The organism is Paenibacillus luteus (assembly GCF_006542765.1).
In the GTDB taxonomy this organism is placed as follows: Bacteria; Bacillota; Bacilli; order Paenibacillales; family Paenibacillaceae; genus Pristimantibacillus; species Pristimantibacillus luteus.
Genome location: NZ_SKCD01000003.1, coordinates 96,643 through 117,236, shown reverse-complemented (window position 1 = coordinate 117,236; position 20,594 = coordinate 96,643). Strand labels below are relative to the sequence as shown.

Genomic DNA, 20,594 nt, shown 5'->3' with positions numbered 1-20,594 from the left:
GCGTACCTGTGCATCATTTCAAAATACAAGCAAATACACTGACTCAGTTCATTAGCAAATATTGGAGCCAATACAAGTCTCGCCTGCTGTTCAAATATGCGGCCTCCTACATTTTCATGTTTCTGATTCCGCTTACAGTCGTAACGATCTTTATTTATGAAAATGCAGCCTACAATTTGCGCACCGAAATTGAACGCGCCAATCTTAATCAAATGACACAAGCCAAACTGACAATTGATGGCCATATGTCTGATCTCTACGAAATCGCCAGCCGCATATCCTATGATGAGCATTTGACTCCTTATATGATGAGCGATCCCTATCGCAGCCGGGAAGGCATTAACACGCTCGCGAGCTACACGGCCAACAGCAGCATTGTGGAGCAGCTCTTTCTCTATTACCATGACAGGAACGAAATTTATTCCTATGAAGGCATGACCAATCCTACTACCCTCTTCAACAAGGTATATACCTATCATAATTGGAGCAGCGCAAGCTTATTGAAAGCGCTTAACGAGTCCATTGCTCCACTTATTCGTCCTGCTGAGCCTGTCTCTATTTATTCGAGGGAGGAAGCTCTGCTTACATTGCTCATCCCGATCAAGCCCAATGACTCCTACCCGTACGGGTCGGTCATGTTTCTGCTCAAGGAATCCAAGCTTACCGGACTTATGGATACCATACTCAACCAGTACAAGGGCAACAGCTACATTCTGTCCCCCACCGGCGAGGTACTGACCTCCAATGCGAACGGAACATCGCTCTCTAGAGAAGCACTGACTGACATTGCAGAGCTTGAGACAGGCATACACAGCATCCGTCTGGATGAGGAGGCACAATCCGTCGTAGTGGTGAAATCGACCGAAAACGGCTGGAGCTACGCGACCACTATGCCAACTTACCAGTTTTTTGAGAGTGTGGTTCATATCAAAACCCTGATCATGCTTGTATTTGCTATCGCTGCTCTTACCGGGATTGTGGTCGCAATTATTTTGGCAAGACGCCAGTATCATCCGATTAAAAATCTGATAGACTTTGCTAGGCTGCAAACCGGCAGCCGTGATGAAGCGCTCAAGGTGCGCAACGAATGGGAATGGATCACCCAGACCTTTCGCGACTATAAGGCTCGTATTCACTGGCAGACGCCGTATGTCCGCAATCAATGCCTGATGCTGCTGCTGAAGCATGGCAAACCAAACGATCCCGAAATCGAACGGATGATTATGGAAACGGGTCTTGAGCCGCCGGATGCCGAAGGAGCTTATTTCTCAGCCGTACTCTCCTGGGATTCTCCACCGGAAGACGAGGCTCAGCAGCCGGATCATATGCTGCAGTTAGAGCTGCTCAGCCAACTGTCATTTCCAGAGCTGGGGGTTCAAGTATACGGCGTTGAATTTTCTGTCCGTGACCGTTTTGCGCTTATGGTGCTGCTGCCAGACCAAAGCCCCGAACTGCAGGAGGCTGCGATTAACCGCCTGTTTGAGAACATTCGGGCGATGCTGCTGGAGCAGACGGATACGCTGCCGCATATAGGCGTAGGCACCATTTATCCGAGCTTGTCCAAGATCAACCAATCCTTTATTGAAGCCTCTACCGCCCTTGATTATCGGCAGCCGGGAGAGCCGGGCATAACCTTCTTTGACCAGCTCCAAAATAAGGAGGCCGTGTCGCAAACCACGTTCTGGCTGTCCAAAAAAACGATCCTTAAGCTGGAGCAAAGCCTAAAGCAAGGAAACGAGCCGCTAGCGCTGTCCATGCTGTCCAGCATGGTGCAGGAAATCAAGCAGGAGTCGCTTTCCGTTCCTATATTGCGTCTGATATGCTTCGACATCCTCAACACGATTTTACGAACCGCAGCCGATTTGAGTATGGGCGACGTGTTTGGCCGCGTACCTGCGCTCGCATCCTTTGACACGCTGGAGGAATTCGAGAACAAGCTGGCCATGCTGGCAGGCGAAGTTTGTAGGCAGGCCAACCATCAGACGGAAACCAGCCAGCCCTCATTGATTGATGATTTGGTTGCCTACGTGGACCAGAACTATGCTGATTATACGCTGAGCCTAGAGCACATTGCCCTGCGTTTTTCCGTATCCACCTCTTATCTTAGCCGCAGCTTCAAAGAAAAAACGGGTATTAATTTTACCCACTATATTTGGCTGCTGCGCATGAACGAAGTGAAAAGGCTGCTTATCGCTACTAACGATCCGCTTCAAATTATTATCGAGCAGGTAGGCTATCTGGATGCCCCCAACTTTATCCGCAAGTTCAAGAAGGACAGCGGGTTAACCCCGGGGCAATTCCGCAAGCAGCATTGCCAGAGCAATACTCCTTCCTATTAACAGCCGAAACAGACCAGGGGCAAGTGAATGGCCAAAGCCGGATCACTTGCCCCTACTTTTCTGTTATTGCGCCGGCTCGTTCAAAATATAGTCTACCAATTCATCCAGCGGCACGGTGGCCAGTGCAATCGCCGTATCGGTCACGCCGTAATAAATGTATAGAAGCCCATCCTTGACGACATTGCCTGTCGGAAATATGACATTAGGAATTTGAAAGCCGAACTTCTCATAATAAGCCTCCGGCTCCATAATGTAATGACGGGTACGCGCGATCACCTTCTCCGGGTTTTCCAGGTCAAGCAAAACTGCGCCAACACGGTACACAATCTCCTCGTCCACGCCATGATACAGCACAAGCCAGCCCTTGTCGGTCTTAATCGGAGGCGTGGAGCCGCCGATTTTGCGAGATTCCCACTCCGGATTTTCCCCTTTGATAAGGAGCTTTGGCTCTTCCCAATGGATCAGATCCTCGGAATAGGTAATCCACATAGCCGCTTTTTCAGTCCCGTACTGCTCGCCTACGTATTCCTCCGGCCGGCGAAGCAGAACGAACTTGCCGTTAATTTTCTCAGGGAACAAAATATTGTCTCGATCGTTGATATCCAGCGGCGTAGTATCGGCAACAAACTCCCAATCCAGCAGGTTTTTCGATTTCAAAATGGAGGAGCGAGTCAGCCAATGCCCCTCCTGCTCCCCCCAGCCATCCGGGTATTCGGGAATGGATCTGGCAGGCACACCAGCGCCTGTCGGATAATAGCTCATCGCACACGGACGCAGCGCATAATTCAGATAGAAGGTACCGTCTATCTTGACCAGACGAGGGTCCTGTACGCTGCCATAAGGAAAACCGAGCATATCCGGCGTTACGATCGGCTCGTCCTTCACATGGGTGAAGTTCACGCCATCCTCGCTTTCCAGCAAGCCCAAAAAGTTTTTGCACGGCGTCAGTGACTCCGCAGTTCTTTCGATCATATAAAATTTATCATTATCAATGATAACCGCCGGGTTAAAAACCGTTACCTTCCGCCAGTCATAGCCTCCCGGCACAACAATCGGGTTGTTTGGATGTCTCGTAATTTGCATGATTGTTCTCCTCCTGCCAAGCGCTCTCCCCTCGGTAGCCCATAAGGACCAACGCTTTTTTGGGGAAGGTCGCCACGTTATAATGTTGTCGTTATTTTAATTGTTTTGATTTCAAAAGGCTTGAAGCTTAAGCAGAGTCTGTCATCGCTCATCGTCAAGTCCGCGAGTCGGTCTTCCAAAATATTGACTTCAGTGACAGCGAACCGTTCACCGGGGACAAGCAGCTTTCCGCTCAAGCCGATAACCGCATCCGAGCGGCCGCCAGCTCCTTCATATAGCCGCAATACGATTCCCGTGCCGTCCTCCGCAGGCTTCACCGTATCCAGAATGATTTGTTCGCTTGCCAAATCAATCCAGGAATGCTCAAAGCCCAGGCTTTCCTTGGCGGTAACGGAAACAGAATCAGCCTTGATCGTCCGCAATGGCTCATTGAGCGCGGCTGCGACACGAACGGTCTGGGCCTGTTGCCAGCTGCCTTCATGCGGATATAGCGCATAAGTGAACACCTGCTCGCCCCGATCGGCGCCCGCATCCGGCCAGCCCGGAGCGCGCAGCAGCGAAAGCCGCAGGACAGCGTCCTTAATGTCATAGCCGTATTTGCAATCATTCAGCAGGCTTACGCCATACCCATGCTCGGACAAATCGGCCCAGCGGTGGCCGCATACCTCGTATTGCGCTTGCTCCCAGCTGGTGTTGCGATGGGTTGTGCGTTCCAATGCGCCAAACGGAATTTCATAAGTCGCTTTGGCGCTTACCAGCCCGAGCGGGAAAGCAGCTTTAAGCAGCTTATGGTTCTCCTGCCAATCGACGTAAGTGCGGAATTCGATGCAGCGATCATGAATAGGGATGATCATCTGCTGCCTGATCCGCGACTGGCTTAGCTGCCAATTCAGCTCGATTACGATTCGTTCGGCACTATGCTCCAATATGCTCCAGCCCGTCAACTGCTGCTCGTCAGCGCGTTTGCTCTCGTAGTCATGCGCAATGTCCCATGCATCCCACAGCAGCGGCGTATCATGGAATAGCTGTAATTCGTTGCCGCGCCGCCCTTGCTGCAGCAACTCGCGATCGCAAGGCTTGTCGTACAAGCGGCTAATAAGCCCTTGCTCGTCCAGTTCAATCGTATAATAATCGGTTTCAAATACGCCGATGCCGGTAGATTTATCAGCTTCCGCAGCTTGTCCCGCAGAGTGTTGCTCTTCCTCACCAGAGCGCATATCCTGAGGAGCGCTATTCACCGGGCGCAGCCAGAACGTTTTGGAGCCGAATGCAGGAATCGTCCCCGTCCGTACAGCCAGTTGCGTGGCTTCTCCCGGCTGCAATGGAGCTTCTATACGACACGGTAGCTCTCCTGCCGTATCATATGCCGCCAGTTGTTCCATGCCTGGCTGAATCGGAAGATAAACCCATCCATCCCTTGCCCATCCAAGGCTATTAAACGCCACGTAGGCAGCTCCCTCGTTCTCTGTCTGCATACGGCCGGCCAGCATCCCCATCGCTTCCTCTAGGGCAGCATTGCCCAGCCTCATTATCTCCTCATACTGCTTAGATGAGGTTTCGTATACCTCCGGTATGGATGTGCCAGGGATGATATCGTGAAACTGATTGAGCAGCAGCAGCTTCCAGCCCTCTTCCAGCCGCTTTCCCGCTTGGCTTTGGCGCTGCGGGTCAAGCAGGCCGGAGAGGCTTAGCCATATTTCGGCAGCGCGATACAACTGCTCGGCCTGACGGTTGCTTCGCTTGTTCTTCGCATGTGTCGTGTAGGTGCCGCGATGCAGCTCCAAATACAAGTCGCCATGCCAATCGGGCAGCTTAACCCCGCTGCTGCTTATGCCGTCAAAAAACTGCCGAGCAGTCGAGTATTTCGCCTGAGGCTGGCCGGAGATACAGGCAGAGCGCTCGATGTACTCCAACATTTCATGCGTGACTCCGCCGCCGCCATCACCATGGCCATACAAAAGCATCAGCTCATCGTGCCGGTCCTTCTCTTTATAAGCTTGCCAATGCTCTTGCACATCCTGCGGACGAGTATGCTCGTTCAAACCGTGATTCTGATAAGCCACAATGCTGGTGCCGTCAATGCCAACCCAGTTAAACAGCGTATGCGGGAATTCATTCGTATCATTCCAGCCAAGCTTGGTCGTCATGAAATAATCGATCCCGGCCTGCTTAAGCAGCTGCGGCAGCGAGGCGCAGTAGCCGAAAGTATCGGGAAGCCACTCAATTCCGGAGCGCCGGCCGAACTCCTCCTCGTAGAACCTTTGGCCAATCAAAATTTGGCGAACAAGCGACTCTCCGCTTGGTAGATTAAGATCCGGCTCCACCCACATGCCGCCTACAAGCTCCCAGCGTCCTTCAGCAATCCGCCTCTTGATGTTTTCATATAGCTCCGGGTAGTTTTGCTTAACGAACGCATACAGAATGGGCTGGCTTTGCGAATAATAAAAATCAGGATAACGATCCATCAGCGCACAGACGGTTGAGAAGGTGCGGCTAGCCTTGCGGACGGTTTCCTTAATCGGCCATAACCAAGCAATATCAATATGGGATTGTCCAACCATATGCATCAGGCCGTTATTGCCGCTTGCTTGCTGAGCAGCCTCCGCTGCCATTCTCAGCCCAGCGTCCGCCTGCTGGCAAGCAGGTAGATCAATGGAAGCATCTCCACTAGGCTCATATAGACTTGTGATTGCTTCCTCCAGCGCCAAGATTAGCTGGGCTTGCTGCAGGTTTCCTTCTGGAAGCAATTCAGCCGATTCCTGCACCACACGTACGGTATGAAGCAGCTGGTAGACCGGCCAATTCACCCGTACCAGCGAGACCGAAACGCCGTTGATCGGCGGCTTTTGTTTGGATTGCCGGTTAAGTGGATCTACCGGCTCAGGGATTGGGTCATACAATTCAATCTCCAGGTCAAGCACGTCTCCCGCTTGATAAGATTGCGGCAACGGCACAAACCAATGATTGTTGTCCAGACCGTGATAGGGCGCTCCGCCCAGTCGCAGCAAACCTTCGCCGCCGCCATGATACAGAAGGGCGGCGTCTCCCGCCTGCCAACTCTCAGGCCATGCCGCCTGATGATGTAGCATATAGGTTGTGCCATGCCCTTCATTAAGCTGGGCAAGATCTGTTAGCTCCCAGCCTTCCGAAATAGGCTCATAAACGCCGGGCTCGATATAGCGCAGCTTATTCAAATGCCAATGGGTTAGCTGAAGCTGCTCCACCCATTGCCGCTGCTCCAGCCAGCGGACAAAACGATGAACGGATTTCAAGATAATCTTCCCTCCAAGCTAACGCGCAGCGGCGCCTCCAGATACTGCAGGCTGCTTGCCCCTACTCTAATGGTGAAATCTCCATCCTCTACGATTCGCTGCAGCTGCTGGCCGACAAACTCCAGCTGTTCTCTTCCAATGACGAAGCGCACCTGCTTGCTCTCTCCCGGCTCCAGCCAGATTTTACGGAAGCCCTTGAGCAATTTTTGCGGACGCGTAACCGTGGCGGCATGATCTGTAACATATAGCTGCACAACCTCATGCCCAGCCATATGGCCGCTATTGCGGACCATTACAACCGCCGCCGCATAACCATCTTCGTCCTCGGCGGCATCCTCGATTTGCAGCTCCGAATATTCAAAGCTTGTATAGCTAAGCCCGTAGCCAAACGGATATTGAGCTTCAAAGTCCATTTCCAGATAACGTTTGCCCCGTGTACGGCGCTTGTAATAGTAGACAGGCAATTGTCCGACATGTCTAGGAATGCTCACGGTTAGTTTGCCGGATGGATTCACGTCACCAAGCAGAATATCGGCGAGCGCATGCCCGCCCTCCTGTCCCGGGTACCAAGCCTCCACAATCGCATCGGCATGCTCCACTATCCACGGCTCGACAATCGGACGTCCATTGATATAAACAACAATAAGCGGCTTATCCAGCTTGCGTAATTCTCGCACCAGCTCCAGCTGTGAGCCGAGCAGGTTTAACGTCATTCTGTCAATGCCTTCCCCGCACTCCATTTCGCTTAGGGCGTTGTCGGTCACTACAGCCGCTCCCGTCACCAGATCGATGGTTCCCTCGCCAAAGTCTCGGGCGCTTGAGCCGCCGATTGCCACGATAATGGCATCAGCCTGACGTGCGCATTCAATCGCAGTCGCTAAGCCTTCCCGCGCTTCTTCCTTAATGCGGCAGCCGGGAGCATACAGAACCCGTTCCCCACCTAACGCAGCTCGCACACCGTCCAGAAGAGTTGTGATTTGACCTTCCTCCTGAGGCGAGGTGTAATCTCCCAATTGATTATATGGAGCATTCGCATTGGGGCCAATCACAGCAACCTTGCCAATATTTTTGTTCAGCGGCAAGGTCTTCCGCTCATTCTTGAGCAGTACAATTCCTTCAGCTGCTATTTGGCGAGCTAGCTGCTTGTGCTCCGGGCTGCCGATGACCTGCGCTGCCTTGGCGGGATCGACCGTGGGACGATCAAACAATCCCAGCTCAAACTTCAAGCTTAGCACTCTCAGAACCGCTTTGTTCAGCGTCTCCTCGCTCAATAGCCCCTGTTCAATCGCGGCCAGCAGATGCTTGCTGAACATCTCCCCCGACATTTCCATATCCGTTCCGGACTCCAGCGCCAGCTTAACCGCTTCCTCGCCGCTTGCTGCGACATTATGCCCGTTCACAAGCATTCCCAGCGCACCACAATCCGTAATGACAAAGCCGTCAAATCCCCACTCCTGCCGCAGCACCTCGTTAAGCAAATAAGGATTGCTCGTGCATGGAATGCCGTCAATTTCATTGTAAGCCGTCATAATGGAACGCGCGCCGGCCTCAACCGCTTTACGGAAAGGCAGAAAATCGACCTCACGCAGCTCGCGCAGCCCCATGTGCGCGGGCTGTGCGTTGCGTCCGCCTTCTGTGCTGCCATAACCTGCAAAATGCTTGAGCGTTGCAAGCAGGCTGTTCTCGTCAGCAAGATCCTCGCCTTGCAATCCTTCAACTGCCGCAACCGCAAACTCAGAGATGAGATAAGGGTCCTCGCCAAAGCATTCCTCTGTTCGGCCCCATCGTGGATCACGGACAACATCAAGCACCGGCGAGTAAGTCACGGCGCCTCCCTGACTGCGTGTTTCAAGGGCAACCGCACGGCACATCTCTTTGTACAGTTTTACGTTCCAGGAGCTTCCAAGCAAAATCGGTACAGGGAATACCGTCGCTCCAATCGCCATATGTCCATGTGAGCATTCCTCGCCGAACAGCACCGGAATCCCGAGGCGGGAATGCTGCATCGCATATTCCTGAATTTCATTGATAGCCTTGGCCCCCTGCTCGGGAGACAGTCCTGTGGCAAGCGTAACTTCTGTCCAGGGGTCTGCCCGCAGTACGCCGTACAGCGACCCAACCGCTCCTTGCCGCAGCTGCTCTTTGAACTCGTCTGTCAGGCGAGTGCTTCCATCCTCCTGCTTCTCATAGCATTTCCAGCCAAAGGGCTGTATCAATTGTCCGATTTTTTCGGGAATCGTCATGAGAGCAAGCAGATCCTGTGCCTTCCTCCCCGCTTCAGCCTGCTTGTTAACTTTGTCCACCCGGAAGCACACCTCTCCTAAATGATCAGATTTCATGCCATATGCCGGCTGCGGATGATGCCGCAGCCGGCGAATGCACTCCATCTGGATCGTCTGTTAATCTGATCGCTTTGGCTTGCTTAGAATAGCGGTTTATGCTCTAATCGTTAGCTTTGCTTCCATCTGTCATAAGCGGCTTGATAGATTTGGCTCATACGGTCTCCGCCCATTTTGGTTACCGTAGTAATATATTTATCCCAGTTGTCGAACGTATCAGCTCCTGTAATAAATTTGGCTTCCATTTGACGTACATACGTTGTCAGATCCGAGGTCAGTGTCGTTACCTCTGCTTGCTCTTCTGCTGTGAGGAACAAAGTCGGGTATGGGATCCGTGAACCGTTATCCAATAGCTTGGTCTTGGATTCATTCATCACCCACTCATCAAATTCGGTAGTCAGTCCCAGTTGAATTTCAGGAATCGAAATCGTCGGTGCTGGAATACCGTAGTTCGGCGTCAGCGTTGCGCGATAATCTTCACGGTCTCCACCGCCTGGAACCGGCAAATATTTCTTGGTCAAGCTATCGCGGTCCGTGTATTCCCACAAAACGCCCTCAGGCCCTTTGTTGAATAACATGGCACCTTCATATCCATAAATGTAGTCCACCCAACGCATCGAAGCTTCGGGATAAGAGTTAGTTTTGGAAATGGCAAAAGCTCCTGTCGTTACGCCCTTGCTTTTGGCGATGACGGCCTTGTCCACCATCTCGCTCTTGACTGGCAGGAACATGGGATCATCCGTGCTCGGCTCGCCGCCCAAGGTCATGTAGGCATTCCAATCGGAGAACAGCGCGACCTGATTGTTTTGGGCTTTGGCTTTTTTCTGCTCAGCCGTTTGCGAAAACGTTTCATGATCCAGCAGATCCTCTGTCCATAGACGGTTCAGAAAGATCAAATACTCTTTATAGCCATCCTCAACTGGCGTGTAATGAACGACATCGCTATCGTCGACATAGATTTCTTCCTCGTAAATACCGTAGGCGCCAAGCAGCCAGGTGCGAATATCACGCAGATTGACGGATGACAACGGCACCTCGTCCGCAGCTCCGTTTTTGTTCGGGTCCTCTTCCTTTACGCGCTTAAGGTACGTATATAGCTCCTCCGTTGTTTCCGGCAGCTTGTCATAGCCAAGCGCCTTCAGAAAATCACCGTTATACCACATCGGATTGCGGTACCATGGCTGATTGAACTCAATAACCGGCAAGGAGTAAATATGACCGTCCGGCGCAGTAATGGACTTGCGCACCTCTGGATTATCCTCTAGTACCTTTTTGACGTTTGGAGCGTAGTTTTCAATCAAATCCTCTAGCGGGATGAGAATTCCCTGCTCGCCATAATTCATTTGCTCTGCTGTGGTCAGACCCGCTGCATAGAATACATCCGGATATTCACCGCTGGAGAAAATAAGGTTTTTCTTCGTATCAAAACTTTCCTTCGGTGCATTGTTAAAAATCATCTTAATGTTCGTCAATTTCTCCATTTCCTTCAGGACATCCATGTCCTTCCAGTTCTGAATGCCGACATCAGGTGCTGTCAGCGTTAACGAAATCTGCTCGTTTACAATGGGTAAGCCTTCCTTGGCTACCACTACCTCAACCTCTGCCTTTTCCTTGTCATTCGACGTTCCGCAGCCCGCCAGCAAGCCTGCCACTAGAGCGGCAGACAACAGCACTGCCGCGCCTTTTTTCTTGTTCTGCATTTTAAATCCTCCCTTTTATCTAATCATAACGCTATAACAAATGATTGCGAAATCATTGGCCTCACCAAGGTGAAACCGGTACCCGCATGCATCTATTACCACTTTGTAGCGGTGATTCTAGCCTTTGACCGAACCGATCATGACCCCTTGCACAAAATACCGCTGCAAAAACGGATATAAAGCGACAACCGGTAGGGTGGATACGATGATAACGGCATATTTGACCAATGAGGCAATCTCAGCTTTGTTGTTCATGGCCTGGGCAATATCGCCGCTGATCGCCGCTCCCGTCGTTTCTGCCGACATCTCCTGCAGCACCAATATTTGGCGCAGCACCATTTGCAGAGGATATTTCATTTCATCATTCAGGTAGATAAGGGCCGGAAAGTAGCTGTTCCAGTGGCTAACGCCATAGAACAAGGCCATAACGGCAATAATCGGAGCGGACAACGGCAGCACGATTTGGAAGAACAGCCTTAAATTCGTACAGCCATCCATATGCGCAGCCTCCTGCAGCTCCTTCGGAATCGTGGAGTGGAAGAAGGTTCTCGCCACTATAATATTCCATACGGATGCCGCAACAGGGAGAATCAATGCTCCCATTGAATTGATCAGCCCCAGATTTTTGACTGTCAGGTAGAGAGGGATCAAGCCGCCATTAAAAAACATCGTGACGAGAAACATCGCCATAAAAAAGTTGCGTCCTACAAAATCGGAGCGGCTGAGGGCATAGGCTGCCGGCAAAGTGACTGCCAGGTTCAGCAAGGTTCCTACTACGGTATAAAGAAGCGTGTTGCCATAGCCGTTCCATATTTTAGGATTCGCAAAAACAAGCTTATAGCCATCCAATGTCAGGCCCTTGGGCAGCAGCCACATTTCCCCTGAATTGACGAACTTTGGCGTACTGATTGAAGCGCTGACGATATAAATAAGCGGATAGAGCACAACAATGAGCGCAAGGGCCAAATAAATATAGTTTACTGCCAGAAACAGCTTGTCCGAGGTGGATTCCCTCATCGACTTCACCATCTTAAACCTCTCCTTTCCTTTACCATAAGCTTGTTGCACTTGTACGTTTGGCAATTTGGTTCACCGTAATCAGCATGAGAGCATTGACAACCGAATTGAATAACCCAACGGCAGTCGAGAAGCTGTATTGCGCGCTTACGAGACCTGATCGGTAAACGAAGGTTGAAATGACATCTGAGCTTTTCAGATTCAACGAATTTTGCAGCAGTAAAATTTTCTCGTAACCAACACCCAAAATATTGCCTGTGTTCAAAATCAACAGGATCGTAATGGTCGGTATAATGGTTGGCAGGTTAATATGAAGCATCCGTTTAAATCGACTTGCACCATCCACAATGGCTGCTTCGTGCAGCTGCGGATCAACCGCTGATAGCGCTGCCAAATAAATGATCGTTCCCCACCCTGTATTTTGCCATACGCCGGAAATGACATAGACCGTCTTAAACCAAGCAGGATCGTTAAGAAACTGTGGCGCATCGATGCCAAGTGCCTCAAGTCCGCGGATCAGCATCCCGCTTGACGGAGAAAGGAATGAAATAATCATCCCGGTCATGACCACAATAGAAATGAAATGCGGTGCGTAAGTAATCGTTTGCACGCTTTTCTTGAAATAGCCGTTGCGGATTTCATTAAATGCCAATGCCAAAATGATTGGCAGCGGGAATCCGAGAGCCAGCTCATAGAAGCTGATACTCAGCGTATTCCAGAGCAAATCCCAAAAATAATGCGAATTAAAAAAACGTTCAAAGTGTTGAAAGCCGACCCATTCACTGCCAAAAATACCTTTGGACGGAATGAAATTTTTGAATGCAATTTGAATTCCATACATCGGTGCATAGTGGAATACCGCAAAATATACAACCGCGGGAAGCATAAATAAGTACAATTCCCAGTTTTGCATCATTCGCTTGGCGATCCCGCTTGACGCTCGCAGCGGAGGCGTTTGCAGTGCCTGCTGTCCTTTACCGTTCATTTTCTGATGCCCCTTTCCTGTTCCTGTACCACTCTGCTCCAAATTATAGGCGTCTATCTGGGAAGGATAAATATGTCGTATTTGAAGCAAACGAAAAAAAAGGCCAAACCCTTGATGTAACTGGGTTTGACCGCTTTACCAAAGCAAATTTGACACGCCTGCAGCAATGCGTTGTAGGCGCTTTTGTGTTGTTTTTGAACCTAGATTCCGCACTGCATATTATACATATTGCCGATCTGACGGCCTTGTGACATCCTGTTGGGTAGATCAAGTTAGGACATGACCAACTTTCAGGAGGCCCATACCATGACATTGCCAAAATCGATTACAACTTATCTAGAGGAAGCCGACAAGCGTCTGGGCCATCGTCCCAAGCTGCAGCAATTATTTCGTAATACGTTTCCTAACACACTAGAAACAACAACCAAATTATTGGATGACGGTACAACGTTTGTATTCACTGGAGACATACCAGCCATGTGGCTGCGTGATTCTACCGAGCAGGTTCGCCATTACATACCGTTTGCCAAAAACGACGAGCAGCTGCAGCGCATCATCGGCGGCCTGATCGCCAGACAAATCTTCTATATTAATATTGACCCGTACACCAATGCTTTTAATGAAACGGCCAATGACCGCCATTATCGCGACACCGACGACTGCCATTTGAATCCTTGGATGTGGGAGCGCAAATACGAGCTGGACTCGCTTTGTTTTCCTGTTCAGCTCCTATACTCCTATTGGAAGGAAGCGGGACAAACGGATATATTCACCCATGAATGTTATCAGGCCCTCACCTCCATCGTTGAAGTCATGATCACGGAGCAACATCATCAAGAGCGTTCCAATTACCATTTTAATAGACAGACCAAACAAGAAACAGAAACGCTGCCAAACGATGGACGCGGTATGCCTGCTAACTACACAGGCATGACATGGTCTGGCTTTCGCCCAAGTGATGATGCCAATGTGTTTGGCTATAACATCCCTTCAAATATGTTCGCTGTCGTTGTGCTAGGCTATATTATTGAAATCGCAACCGAGATTTATAAGGATGAGCGCCTTGCAGAGCGGGCAGAAAAGCTGCGTAGAGAGATTGATTTTGGCATCCGCCATTACGGTATCGTGAATCACCCGACCCATGGTCCAATCTATGCTTATGAAACAGATGGCTTCGGCAATTATTGCCTAATGGATGACGCGGGGACACCAGGGCTTATCTCCATCCCTTATATTGGTTATGTCGGCACGGATGATCCGATTTATCAGAATACGCGTAGCTTTGCCCTTAGCTTCGATAATCCGTTCTACTTTGAGGGCAAGCATGCTAAAGGCATTGGCAGCCCCCATACCCCTGGCGGCTATGTATGGCATATGGCACTCTCGATGCAGGCATTAACCTCGGATAATGACGCGGAGATCAAAGAGCTGATTCAAGTGCTGATCGATACGGACGCCGATACGGGCTTTATGCACGAGGGCTTCCACCCGGATAATCCGGCAGACTTCTCCCGTGAATGGTTCGCCTGGTCCAACAGCTTATTTGCGACCTTGATCGTTAAGGCGATGGACAAAAATATCATTTAATTCTCAAGGACAAGCGCAGCCTCTTGGGTAAGCGACCCGCTGCATTTTATGAAGGACTTATATCACCTCATAAAATGCAGCAAGTCCAAAAATCACAGACTATTCATGCATTGAATCCGCTTGTCGTGGCTTTTGAGTTTTTTCCCATGTGCACAAAAAAGTGCTAAACCTTTCATGAATGAAATTGCGGCAGCAAATCGGCATGAACCAATAACATCCTGTCAAGGGCAATATGGGCTGCCTGCTTGTCAGTAATAGCGGGATCAAGCTCTAACGCCTGATGCGCAAGAGCTGCATCTCCTTTGACAGCCGCTTCAGCGACCAATTCGTGTACGTCGGAAATTTTTCTGCAAAGCTCTACTAGGGCAGGCGGTAATGAGGGCAACGCAATCGTTTTCCATGCGCCTTCCGAAATGGAGACAGACACCTCGACGATTCGTTCATCCAACAGCTCCGGTATTGCGCCGTTGTTTCGAACATTCAAAATATCGACTTTCGCGGTTACACCTCTCGTTAGCGCAAGCGCTACGTCTACCGGATGCTCCCAGCTCCCATGATGGAACAGGTCATTCCAGTCACGCTCACCAGCAGAAATGGCCTGCAGCTCACTCAGCCTTTGTCTCCGTTCAACTTCTGTTCCATGATACGGGGGCGTCACCGTGTAGCTAATATCGTCCTGCACAGGCAAATATTCGGCATGATGATCAACCGCGCCAGCCGCAATGGCTCCGTATTCCTCTAACCAGCGGCGCATAACAGTAAGCTCCCGGCATTTATTCTCATTTTGCGACGACCAGTCTCCTTCCCGGATATAGGTTGAAATAGCCGGCAGCAAGTCTTCTCCCGTATGCTTGTCTTTCATAGCAAGCAGCCAAGCAAAATGGTTAAGCCCACCCGTTACAATCTCTACATCCTCGGGCTCTCGCCCAATTAATCTGGGCAGTACGGCGTAGCCGTCAGGCCCTTGATAGGCAATATTGCAGAAGCCGGCGGCACGGATCGAAGTGTACCTGTCGATTGCCGTTACGACTCGTGGCATCGGGTTGGTCACATCAAGCAAAATCGCATTAGGGCATAAATTCTCCATGTCCCTGCATACCGCCATTAACAGCGTGATGGAACGGAAAGCGTTCATAAGACCGCCTACACCGCCGCACTCCCGGGCTTGATCTGCCATACCTAGCTCCGACAAAATTTCATAATCCATGCTCCAGCGCTGCGCTCCTTGCGGAGAAGCCGATACAATGACATAATTCGCGCCGCTTAGAGCTTCGCTGCGTTCCGTAACAGAGCTAATCCGTACGGAAACCCCAAGCTCTTTAGCTATTCTCCGTCCCGCTCCCGCCATTGCCTCAACGGCTTCAGCGTTCGGATCGACGAGCACCAATTCATCGTCCGACAACCGATGTTTGACAATGATATCTTCCAGAACCGTGGGCGCAAACACAAAGCTGCCTCCACCAATCAATACAAATTTCATTTTTCTCCCTCCACTTCTCTCTGTTATTGGTTAGCCGCTTCTAATTAAAGCCACCAATGATTATCGTTCAAAGACAAGGTTTCAAGTGATTTCCGATTCCAATTGAAAGATCGTTCCGCTCCGTTCAATAACCAACGGCTTGGGCAGGTTGTTTCCATCCAATCGAGCGGCTCGCCTAGTGGCAATTCCCTTGCTGCAAGCTCAAATGCTGCTCGAAGCGCCAGCTCCTGCTCCTTGGTTACGATAGCCGGATCAACGGATACGAACAGCGGCGTCCCGCTGCCGGCGAGCAAGTCAAGCCACTCCTTGTTTAATTCCCAAGGAACATGCTCCGTGATGCCAACGCAGTCGGCGTCATGGCTGTAGAACGTGCCGTGCTGAGCCATACGGAAGGCAAGCGTGTTAACGCCCATATAACGTGTCCGCTCCCACGACTTGCCGCTTGTGTCGTCTCCCGTACGCTGTATTTCAAACAATCCGGCAGCAAGATGGCTAATCGTATTGCATCCTATCACAATGCTGCTTCCGGATGCTTTTGCAATCGTTCTATATAAATCAAGCGTAATTTCAGCCGTCGTTCTGCTGCGGTCACGAAAGGCATGCGGTTGTCCGTTCATATCTGATTTCATTTGGAAGCCCCACTTGCCTAGCAGGTCATACGTCGAGAAATCATGCTTGATTAGCTCATAGCCCCAATTCGACATTTGTTCAATGGATTTCGAAATGTAGGCAAGCGCACCGGGAACGCTGGGGTCGAGCACTTTATCGTTATCGTCCGTTACGAAACGCACCCACTCATCCGGCACGTCACCGGATACCATTAACGGTCGGCACCATATGCCTGGCCGAACGCCGAATTGTTTCATATCACTAGCAAGGCCGGCCATGTCCGGGAATAAGGGACTGCCTGTCCAAGGACCGCCTTTGCAAGCTCCGCCGCCGCTTGCCAATTGCCAACCGTCATCAATAACCATGAAGGGGCGATTTTTCGCGTTCGAGGCAAGGGATGAGATAAATCTTGAATCACTCAAAATTTGCTCATGAGAGCTGTTTCCATAAGCATAATACCAATTATTCCCTCCATACACCGGATCGGAGGGCATGATAGGCTGTGCACACATTTGCTTGCAGAAGCGCCTTGCCTCATTAAAGGACGATTCCCCGCTGCCTCCCTGATACTCGACGATCGTCGCCACATTAAGCCGTCTGCCTTCTAGCCTAACGCCAGCATTGCCATTCCGAACATCAGCCGTTAACGTCACGCTCTCCTTATCCATTTGCCAGTAGCAGAAAGCATTCGAACCTGTGAGAACACCATAACCATTTGTTACGCTGCCATCGTGAGTAAGAAAATACCAAGGCATAATTCTTTCAGGCACGATGCCCCGCCATTCCAAGTCTCCATATGAGCGCTCCCAGTGGTCTCCCAGCACCTGAAGCTGGCCCTCTGAGCGAATATACCAGCTTATCTTAACAGTTTTTACTGCTTCGTTAACCGCCTCCAACGTTATGGGCAGCCCTTGCATGTTCGCAACAGCTTGCACTTCCAAGTTATTGCCGCTCCACCGCCCCTTCTTGTCTCCCTGTAAGCAATGCCAACCCTGCTCGGTCTCAACGAAAACATCGTTGGGTTTCTCTAAAAAATGAATCGCCATTCTCATTCTGCCCCTTTCATTTTTTTTTCGAAGAATGCTCCTTTACACCTGAAAAAGTCATCTCCACCGGTCGAATGGTGCCGTCCTGTTCAAAGTAAAGACGGTCGATACAAGTGACACGATTCTCCGCCGCTGACTCCGTCAAAGGTCTGCGATGATATACGATATACCATTCGTCCGTACTCGGTACTTGAATCATGCCATGATGGCCTGCACCAGTAGCTACGACAGGGTTTTGCTGCAATATCTTCCCGACACGCATGAAAGGCCCAATAGGTGACGAGGATATCGCGTAAGCGACCGAATAGCCCGGGCCTCCCCATCCGCCCTCCGCCCACATGAAATAGGTGAAGGAGCCCAAAGCGCGCGCCTAGCCCAAGAAATGTCCTTCATTTCCAAAATGCGCTCCACCTTCGTCCATTCCACCAAATCCTCGGAGTGAAAAGCATCAAAGTGAGCTTGATCGTCATAGGGCGCGGAAAACGTAGGGTAAACCCAGTATCTCCCTTCAAAAATTCTTGCCTCCGGGTCGGCGTACCAGCCAGGAAATATCGGATTTCCCGAATAAATGCTGCTGTTCCCACTCATCATTACAAGCTCCTTCCTTGTAAGTAGTAAAAGGGAAATCCGCAGCTGCAACCGCGGATTTCTCTTTTGAAGCTATTTTTTTTGGGCTGCTTGAAATTCAGCGAACTGATTCTTGTATTCATCAATCACTTTATCAAGTCCTGCAGCCTTCAAGCTTTCAAGCGCAGCCGGGAAAAATTTATCATACGGCTGAACACCCATCTTGATCGGAATAATCTTCGACTTCACTTCCGACAGCACGTTTGCGTATTCAACCGCGATCGGCTCCGTATTCAGGCGGAAGCCAAGCACCGGCGAGAATTCAACTGGATTCGTCGGCTCAGTCGTTTGCATCTTTAAATAATCCTCCGGCGTTTTCACGTCAAAGAGCATGTAGTTGATGTTGCCGATCATCCATGAATCGAAGTAATACGATTGGTCGTTCGCGTCGCGGATGAAATCTGCCGTACGCTCTCCCACAGCTTTATAATGAGTGCCTTCTTCGCCATAAAGGAACAGGTTGTGATTATCCTTGTTGCTGTACAGCCAGTTCAAAAACTTGATTGCCGCTTCGGGGTGCTCGGCAGTTGCCGGAACGGCGTTTGTATTACCGAAAGCCAAGTATTGCAGAAGTGGTTTTTCTGCAGACAGGTAATCCTCGGCAATTTTAGCGGTCGGGTTGTTCTTCGCAATCGCAATCGATGAGTACAAAGCGCCATTTGTGCTATAAATAAAATCGCCAAGCGTCATCGCTTTGTCGCGTTCTTCTTTTTTATAGGTGAGAATATCCGGGTTAATCAGCTTTTTCTCATACAATTGACGGAAGAAATCCGCATCTTTTTTGAATTCTTCGCTCTCGAGCCATGAGGAAACATTACCTTGTTGATCTACTTTAATGATCTGGTCTCTGTAGTCGACATAGAACGGCCAAGCTTCATAGGTACGGTGCAAGAAGACCGGCGAGCCGTCTGTCTCCGTTTGAATGTAGAGCTTCTTGCCAGCAGCCTGCTGCATTTTTTCAGCTGTTGCAATCATCTCTTCTGCTGTGTTAGGGAAAGGAAGTCCCACCTTCTCTAGCAAATCCTTGCGGTAGCCAAGCGTACCCATCTCACCGCTACCTGATGTTTCATAACGCCATACGGCAGGGACGGAATAGATTTTTCCATTGATTTTTGCTGCTTCCCAGGCGTAGTCTGGAATGATTTTTTTCAGCTCGGGACCGTATTGGTCAATAAGCTCGTCAAGCGGCTGGAGCGCTCCCCGCCCGACATAGGAGCCCGTAGGAACGGAGCCATTCTCCATCACGTGGATCATTTCGAATTCCTCGCCGGTGCTGAGCATGAGATTCGTCTTTTGATCCCAAGCATCCCAAGGGATATATTTTAACTCCAGCTTTACGTTAACGCCGTCAGCCTGCAGCTTTTCGTTTACTTTGCTCACAACTTCATCCGAATGAGGCTTTGCCGTGCCTGGAATGACATAGCGAAGGGGCAGTACAGCTTCAGCATTTCCTTGTTCCCCCGCAGCATTGCCGTTTGAACCCTCTTTGCTGCCGGAATTACTACATGCCATCATAAGAACGACCATCATAACAATAACCAGGCTTGCAGGAATAAAGCGCAATTTCTTCTTGTTCATCATTCTGAACCCCTCTCTCAATCTTGATTTATATAAAGCTTTGCAGCGATATATCTAGCCTTTGACTGCTCCGACGATCAGACCTTTAATAATGAAGCGCTGCAGGAACGGATAGAGCAGCACAATCGGGCCGATCGTAATAATCGCGATTGCCATTTTGAACGATTCCGCCGGAACCGTTATGTTGGAGGAAGCTACCCCCTGCATCTGGTTGACCATATTGATCTCGGATTGCAGCTTGTACAATAAATACTGCAGCGGATACAAACTCTCTTTATCGACTAGCATAATCGCGTTAAACCAGTTGTTCCAATACCCAAGCCCATAAAACAATGCTACCGTGGCAAGCACGGGCAAGGATAGCGGGAAAACGATACGAAATGCGATGTACGCATCGCTCGCCCCATCGATTCTAGCCGATTCCAGCAAGGCCTCAGGCAGCTCCTGCATAAAATTTCGGACAAGAAACAAATTAAATGGGCTGAATATAAGCGTCGGGATGATAAGCGCCATCAAATTGTTTTTGAAGCCAAGCAAATCATTCATCATATACCACGGAACCAATCCAGCATTAAACAGCATCGTAATGAAGAAAAATAAAGCAATTGGATTGCGGTAGCGAACCAGCCTGTTTGCAAGCATATAGCCGGCCATCCCTGTTATAATGACCGCGGCCAGCGTCCCGATTACGGTAACTCCGATGGAAACCGCATAGCTTTGAAACAGCTGTTCATTGCTTGAAAAAACCGATTTATAGGCGCTCAGCGAGAAATTGTCCGGGAAGAAGCTGTATCCTTTTCTTAGTATCGAATTTTCATCAGAGAAGGATACGATCAAAACGAGCAAAATTGGAAGCGTGCAAAACATTGCAAACAAGAAAATAAAAATCGTATTGGCTATTTGAAATTTATCAGCTTTTTTCACTTGAATTC

General features: G+C 50.1%; 13 protein-coding genes and 1 pseudogene. 2 read left to right on the top strand and 12 right to left on the bottom strand.

All coding sequences use genetic code 11. From position 1 onward, the window contains the following. The first annotated feature begins 8 nt into the window (after positions 1-8). Positions 9-2,339, top strand: a complete 2,331-nt coding sequence (locus E0496_RS02275; RefSeq protein WP_241674518.1) for a helix-turn-helix domain-containing protein — start codon at positions 9-11, stop codon at positions 2,337-2,339. 63 nt (positions 2,340-2,402) lie between these two features. On the opposite strand, the gene E0496_RS02270 is transcribed toward E0496_RS02275, so the two are convergent. The 6 genes from E0496_RS02270 to E0496_RS02245 all read right to left on the bottom strand — a co-directional run bounded on the left by E0496_RS02270 (position 2,403) and on the right by E0496_RS02245 (position 12,735). Next, complete coding sequence (locus E0496_RS02270) at positions 2,403-3,422, bottom strand: glycoside hydrolase family 130 protein (protein WP_141500003.1); 1,020 nt, start codon at positions 3,420-3,422, stop codon at positions 2,403-2,405. Positions 3,423-3,499: 77 nt separating this feature from the next. Next, positions 3,500-6,694, bottom strand: a complete 3,195-nt coding sequence (locus E0496_RS02265; RefSeq protein ID WP_141500002.1) for an alpha-mannosidase — start codon at positions 6,692-6,694, stop codon at positions 3,500-3,502. Continuing rightward, positions 6,691-8,937, bottom strand: a complete 2,247-nt coding sequence (locus tag E0496_RS02260) for a glycoside hydrolase family 3 N-terminal domain-containing protein (protein WP_241674529.1) — start codon at positions 8,935-8,937, stop codon at positions 6,691-6,693. The genes E0496_RS02265 and E0496_RS02260 overlap by 4 nt, the downstream gene beginning before the upstream one ends. A gap of 206 nt (positions 8,938-9,143) precedes the next feature. Next, on the bottom strand, positions 9,144-10,733 hold the full coding sequence (locus E0496_RS02255; RefSeq protein ID WP_141500001.1) for a type 2 periplasmic-binding domain-containing protein: 1,590 nt from the start codon (positions 10,731-10,733) through the stop codon (positions 9,144-9,146). 117 nt (positions 10,734-10,850) lie between these two features. Continuing rightward, positions 10,851-11,762: a carbohydrate ABC transporter permease gene (locus E0496_RS02250; protein WP_139994853.1), complete on the bottom strand. Its 912-nt coding sequence runs from the start codon at positions 11,760-11,762 to the stop codon at positions 10,851-10,853. Positions 11,763-11,781: 19 nt separating this feature from the next. Next, positions 11,782-12,735: an ABC transporter permease gene (locus E0496_RS02245; RefSeq protein ID WP_141500000.1), complete on the bottom strand. Its 954-nt coding sequence runs from the start codon at positions 12,733-12,735 to the stop codon at positions 11,782-11,784. A 306-nt stretch (positions 12,736-13,041) separates the two neighbouring features. Between E0496_RS02245 and E0496_RS02240 the strand changes: the two genes are divergently transcribed. Then, entirely contained in the window at positions 13,042-14,322 is a 1,281-nt protein-coding gene (locus E0496_RS02240; RefSeq protein ID WP_141499999.1) for a glycoside hydrolase family 125 protein, read from the top strand. A gap of 172 nt (positions 14,323-14,494) precedes the next feature. Here E0496_RS02240 and E0496_RS02235 read toward each other — a convergent pair whose 3' ends face one another. From E0496_RS02235 to E0496_RS02215, 6 genes and pseudogenes are all read right to left on the bottom strand, one after another. After that, positions 14,495-15,802 (bottom strand): family 4 glycosyl hydrolase, encoded by a 1,308-nt coding sequence (locus E0496_RS02235; protein WP_141499998.1) that lies wholly within the window; start codon positions 15,800-15,802, stop codon positions 14,495-14,497. 44 nt (positions 15,803-15,846) lie between these two features. Beyond that, entirely contained in the window at positions 15,847-17,457 is a 1,611-nt protein-coding gene (locus tag E0496_RS02230) for an alpha-amylase family protein (protein ID WP_141499997.1), read from the bottom strand. A gap of 16 nt (positions 17,458-17,473) precedes the next feature. Continuing rightward, positions 17,474-17,818 carry a family 43 glycosylhydrolase gene (locus E0496_RS36410; protein ID WP_241674517.1) on the bottom strand — a complete coding sequence of 115 codons (345 nt, stop codon included), beginning with the start codon at positions 17,816-17,818 and terminating at the stop codon, positions 17,474-17,476. A gap of 48 nt (positions 17,819-17,866) precedes the next feature. Further along, positions 17,867-18,045, bottom strand: a pseudogene (locus E0496_RS36405) (arabinan endo-1,5-alpha-L-arabinosidase); the annotation flags it as partial. A 72-nt stretch (positions 18,046-18,117) separates the two neighbouring features. Further along, entirely contained in the window at positions 18,118-19,662 is a 1,545-nt protein-coding gene (locus E0496_RS02220) for an extracellular solute-binding protein (RefSeq protein WP_161601287.1), read from the bottom strand. 54 nt (positions 19,663-19,716) lie between these two features. After that, on the bottom strand, positions 19,717-20,586 hold the full coding sequence (locus tag E0496_RS02215) for a carbohydrate ABC transporter permease (protein WP_241674516.1): 870 nt from the start codon (positions 20,584-20,586) through the stop codon (positions 19,717-19,719). Positions 20,587-20,594 lie beyond the last annotated feature (8 nt).

Excerpts from the sequence above, each read along its gene's own strand:
- E0496_RS02240 (WP_141499999.1), top strand. The coding sequence starts at position 13,042 with ATGACATTGCCAAAATCGATTACAACTTATCTAGAGGAAGCCGACAAG.
- E0496_RS02260 (WP_241674529.1), bottom strand. The coding sequence starts at position 8,937 with ATGACGATTCCCGAAAAAATCGGACAATTGATACAGCCCTTTGGCTGG.
- E0496_RS02230 (WP_141499997.1), bottom strand. The coding sequence starts at position 17,457 with ATGGCGATTCATTTTTTAGAGAAACCCAACGATGTTTTCGTTGAGACC.
- E0496_RS02220 (WP_161601287.1), bottom strand. The coding sequence starts at position 19,662 with ATGAACAAGAAGAAATTGCGCTTTATTCCTGCAAGCCTGGTTATTGTT.
- E0496_RS02250 (WP_139994853.1), bottom strand. The coding sequence starts at position 11,762 with ATGGTGAAGTCGATGAGGGAATCCACCTCGGACAAGCTGTTTCTGGCA.
- E0496_RS02270 (WP_141500003.1), bottom strand. The coding sequence starts at position 3,422 with ATGCAAATTACGAGACATCCAAACAACCCGATTGTTGTGCCGGGAGGC.
- E0496_RS02255 (WP_141500001.1), bottom strand. The coding sequence starts at position 10,733 with ATGCAGAACAAGAAAAAAGGCGCGGCAGTGCTGTTGTCTGCCGCTCTA.
- E0496_RS02245 (WP_141500000.1), bottom strand. The coding sequence starts at position 12,735 with ATGAACGGTAAAGGACAGCAGGCACTGCAAACGCCTCCGCTGCGAGCG.
- E0496_RS02235 (WP_141499998.1), bottom strand. The coding sequence starts at position 15,802 with ATGAAATTTGTATTGATTGGTGGAGGCAGCTTTGTGTTTGCGCCCACG.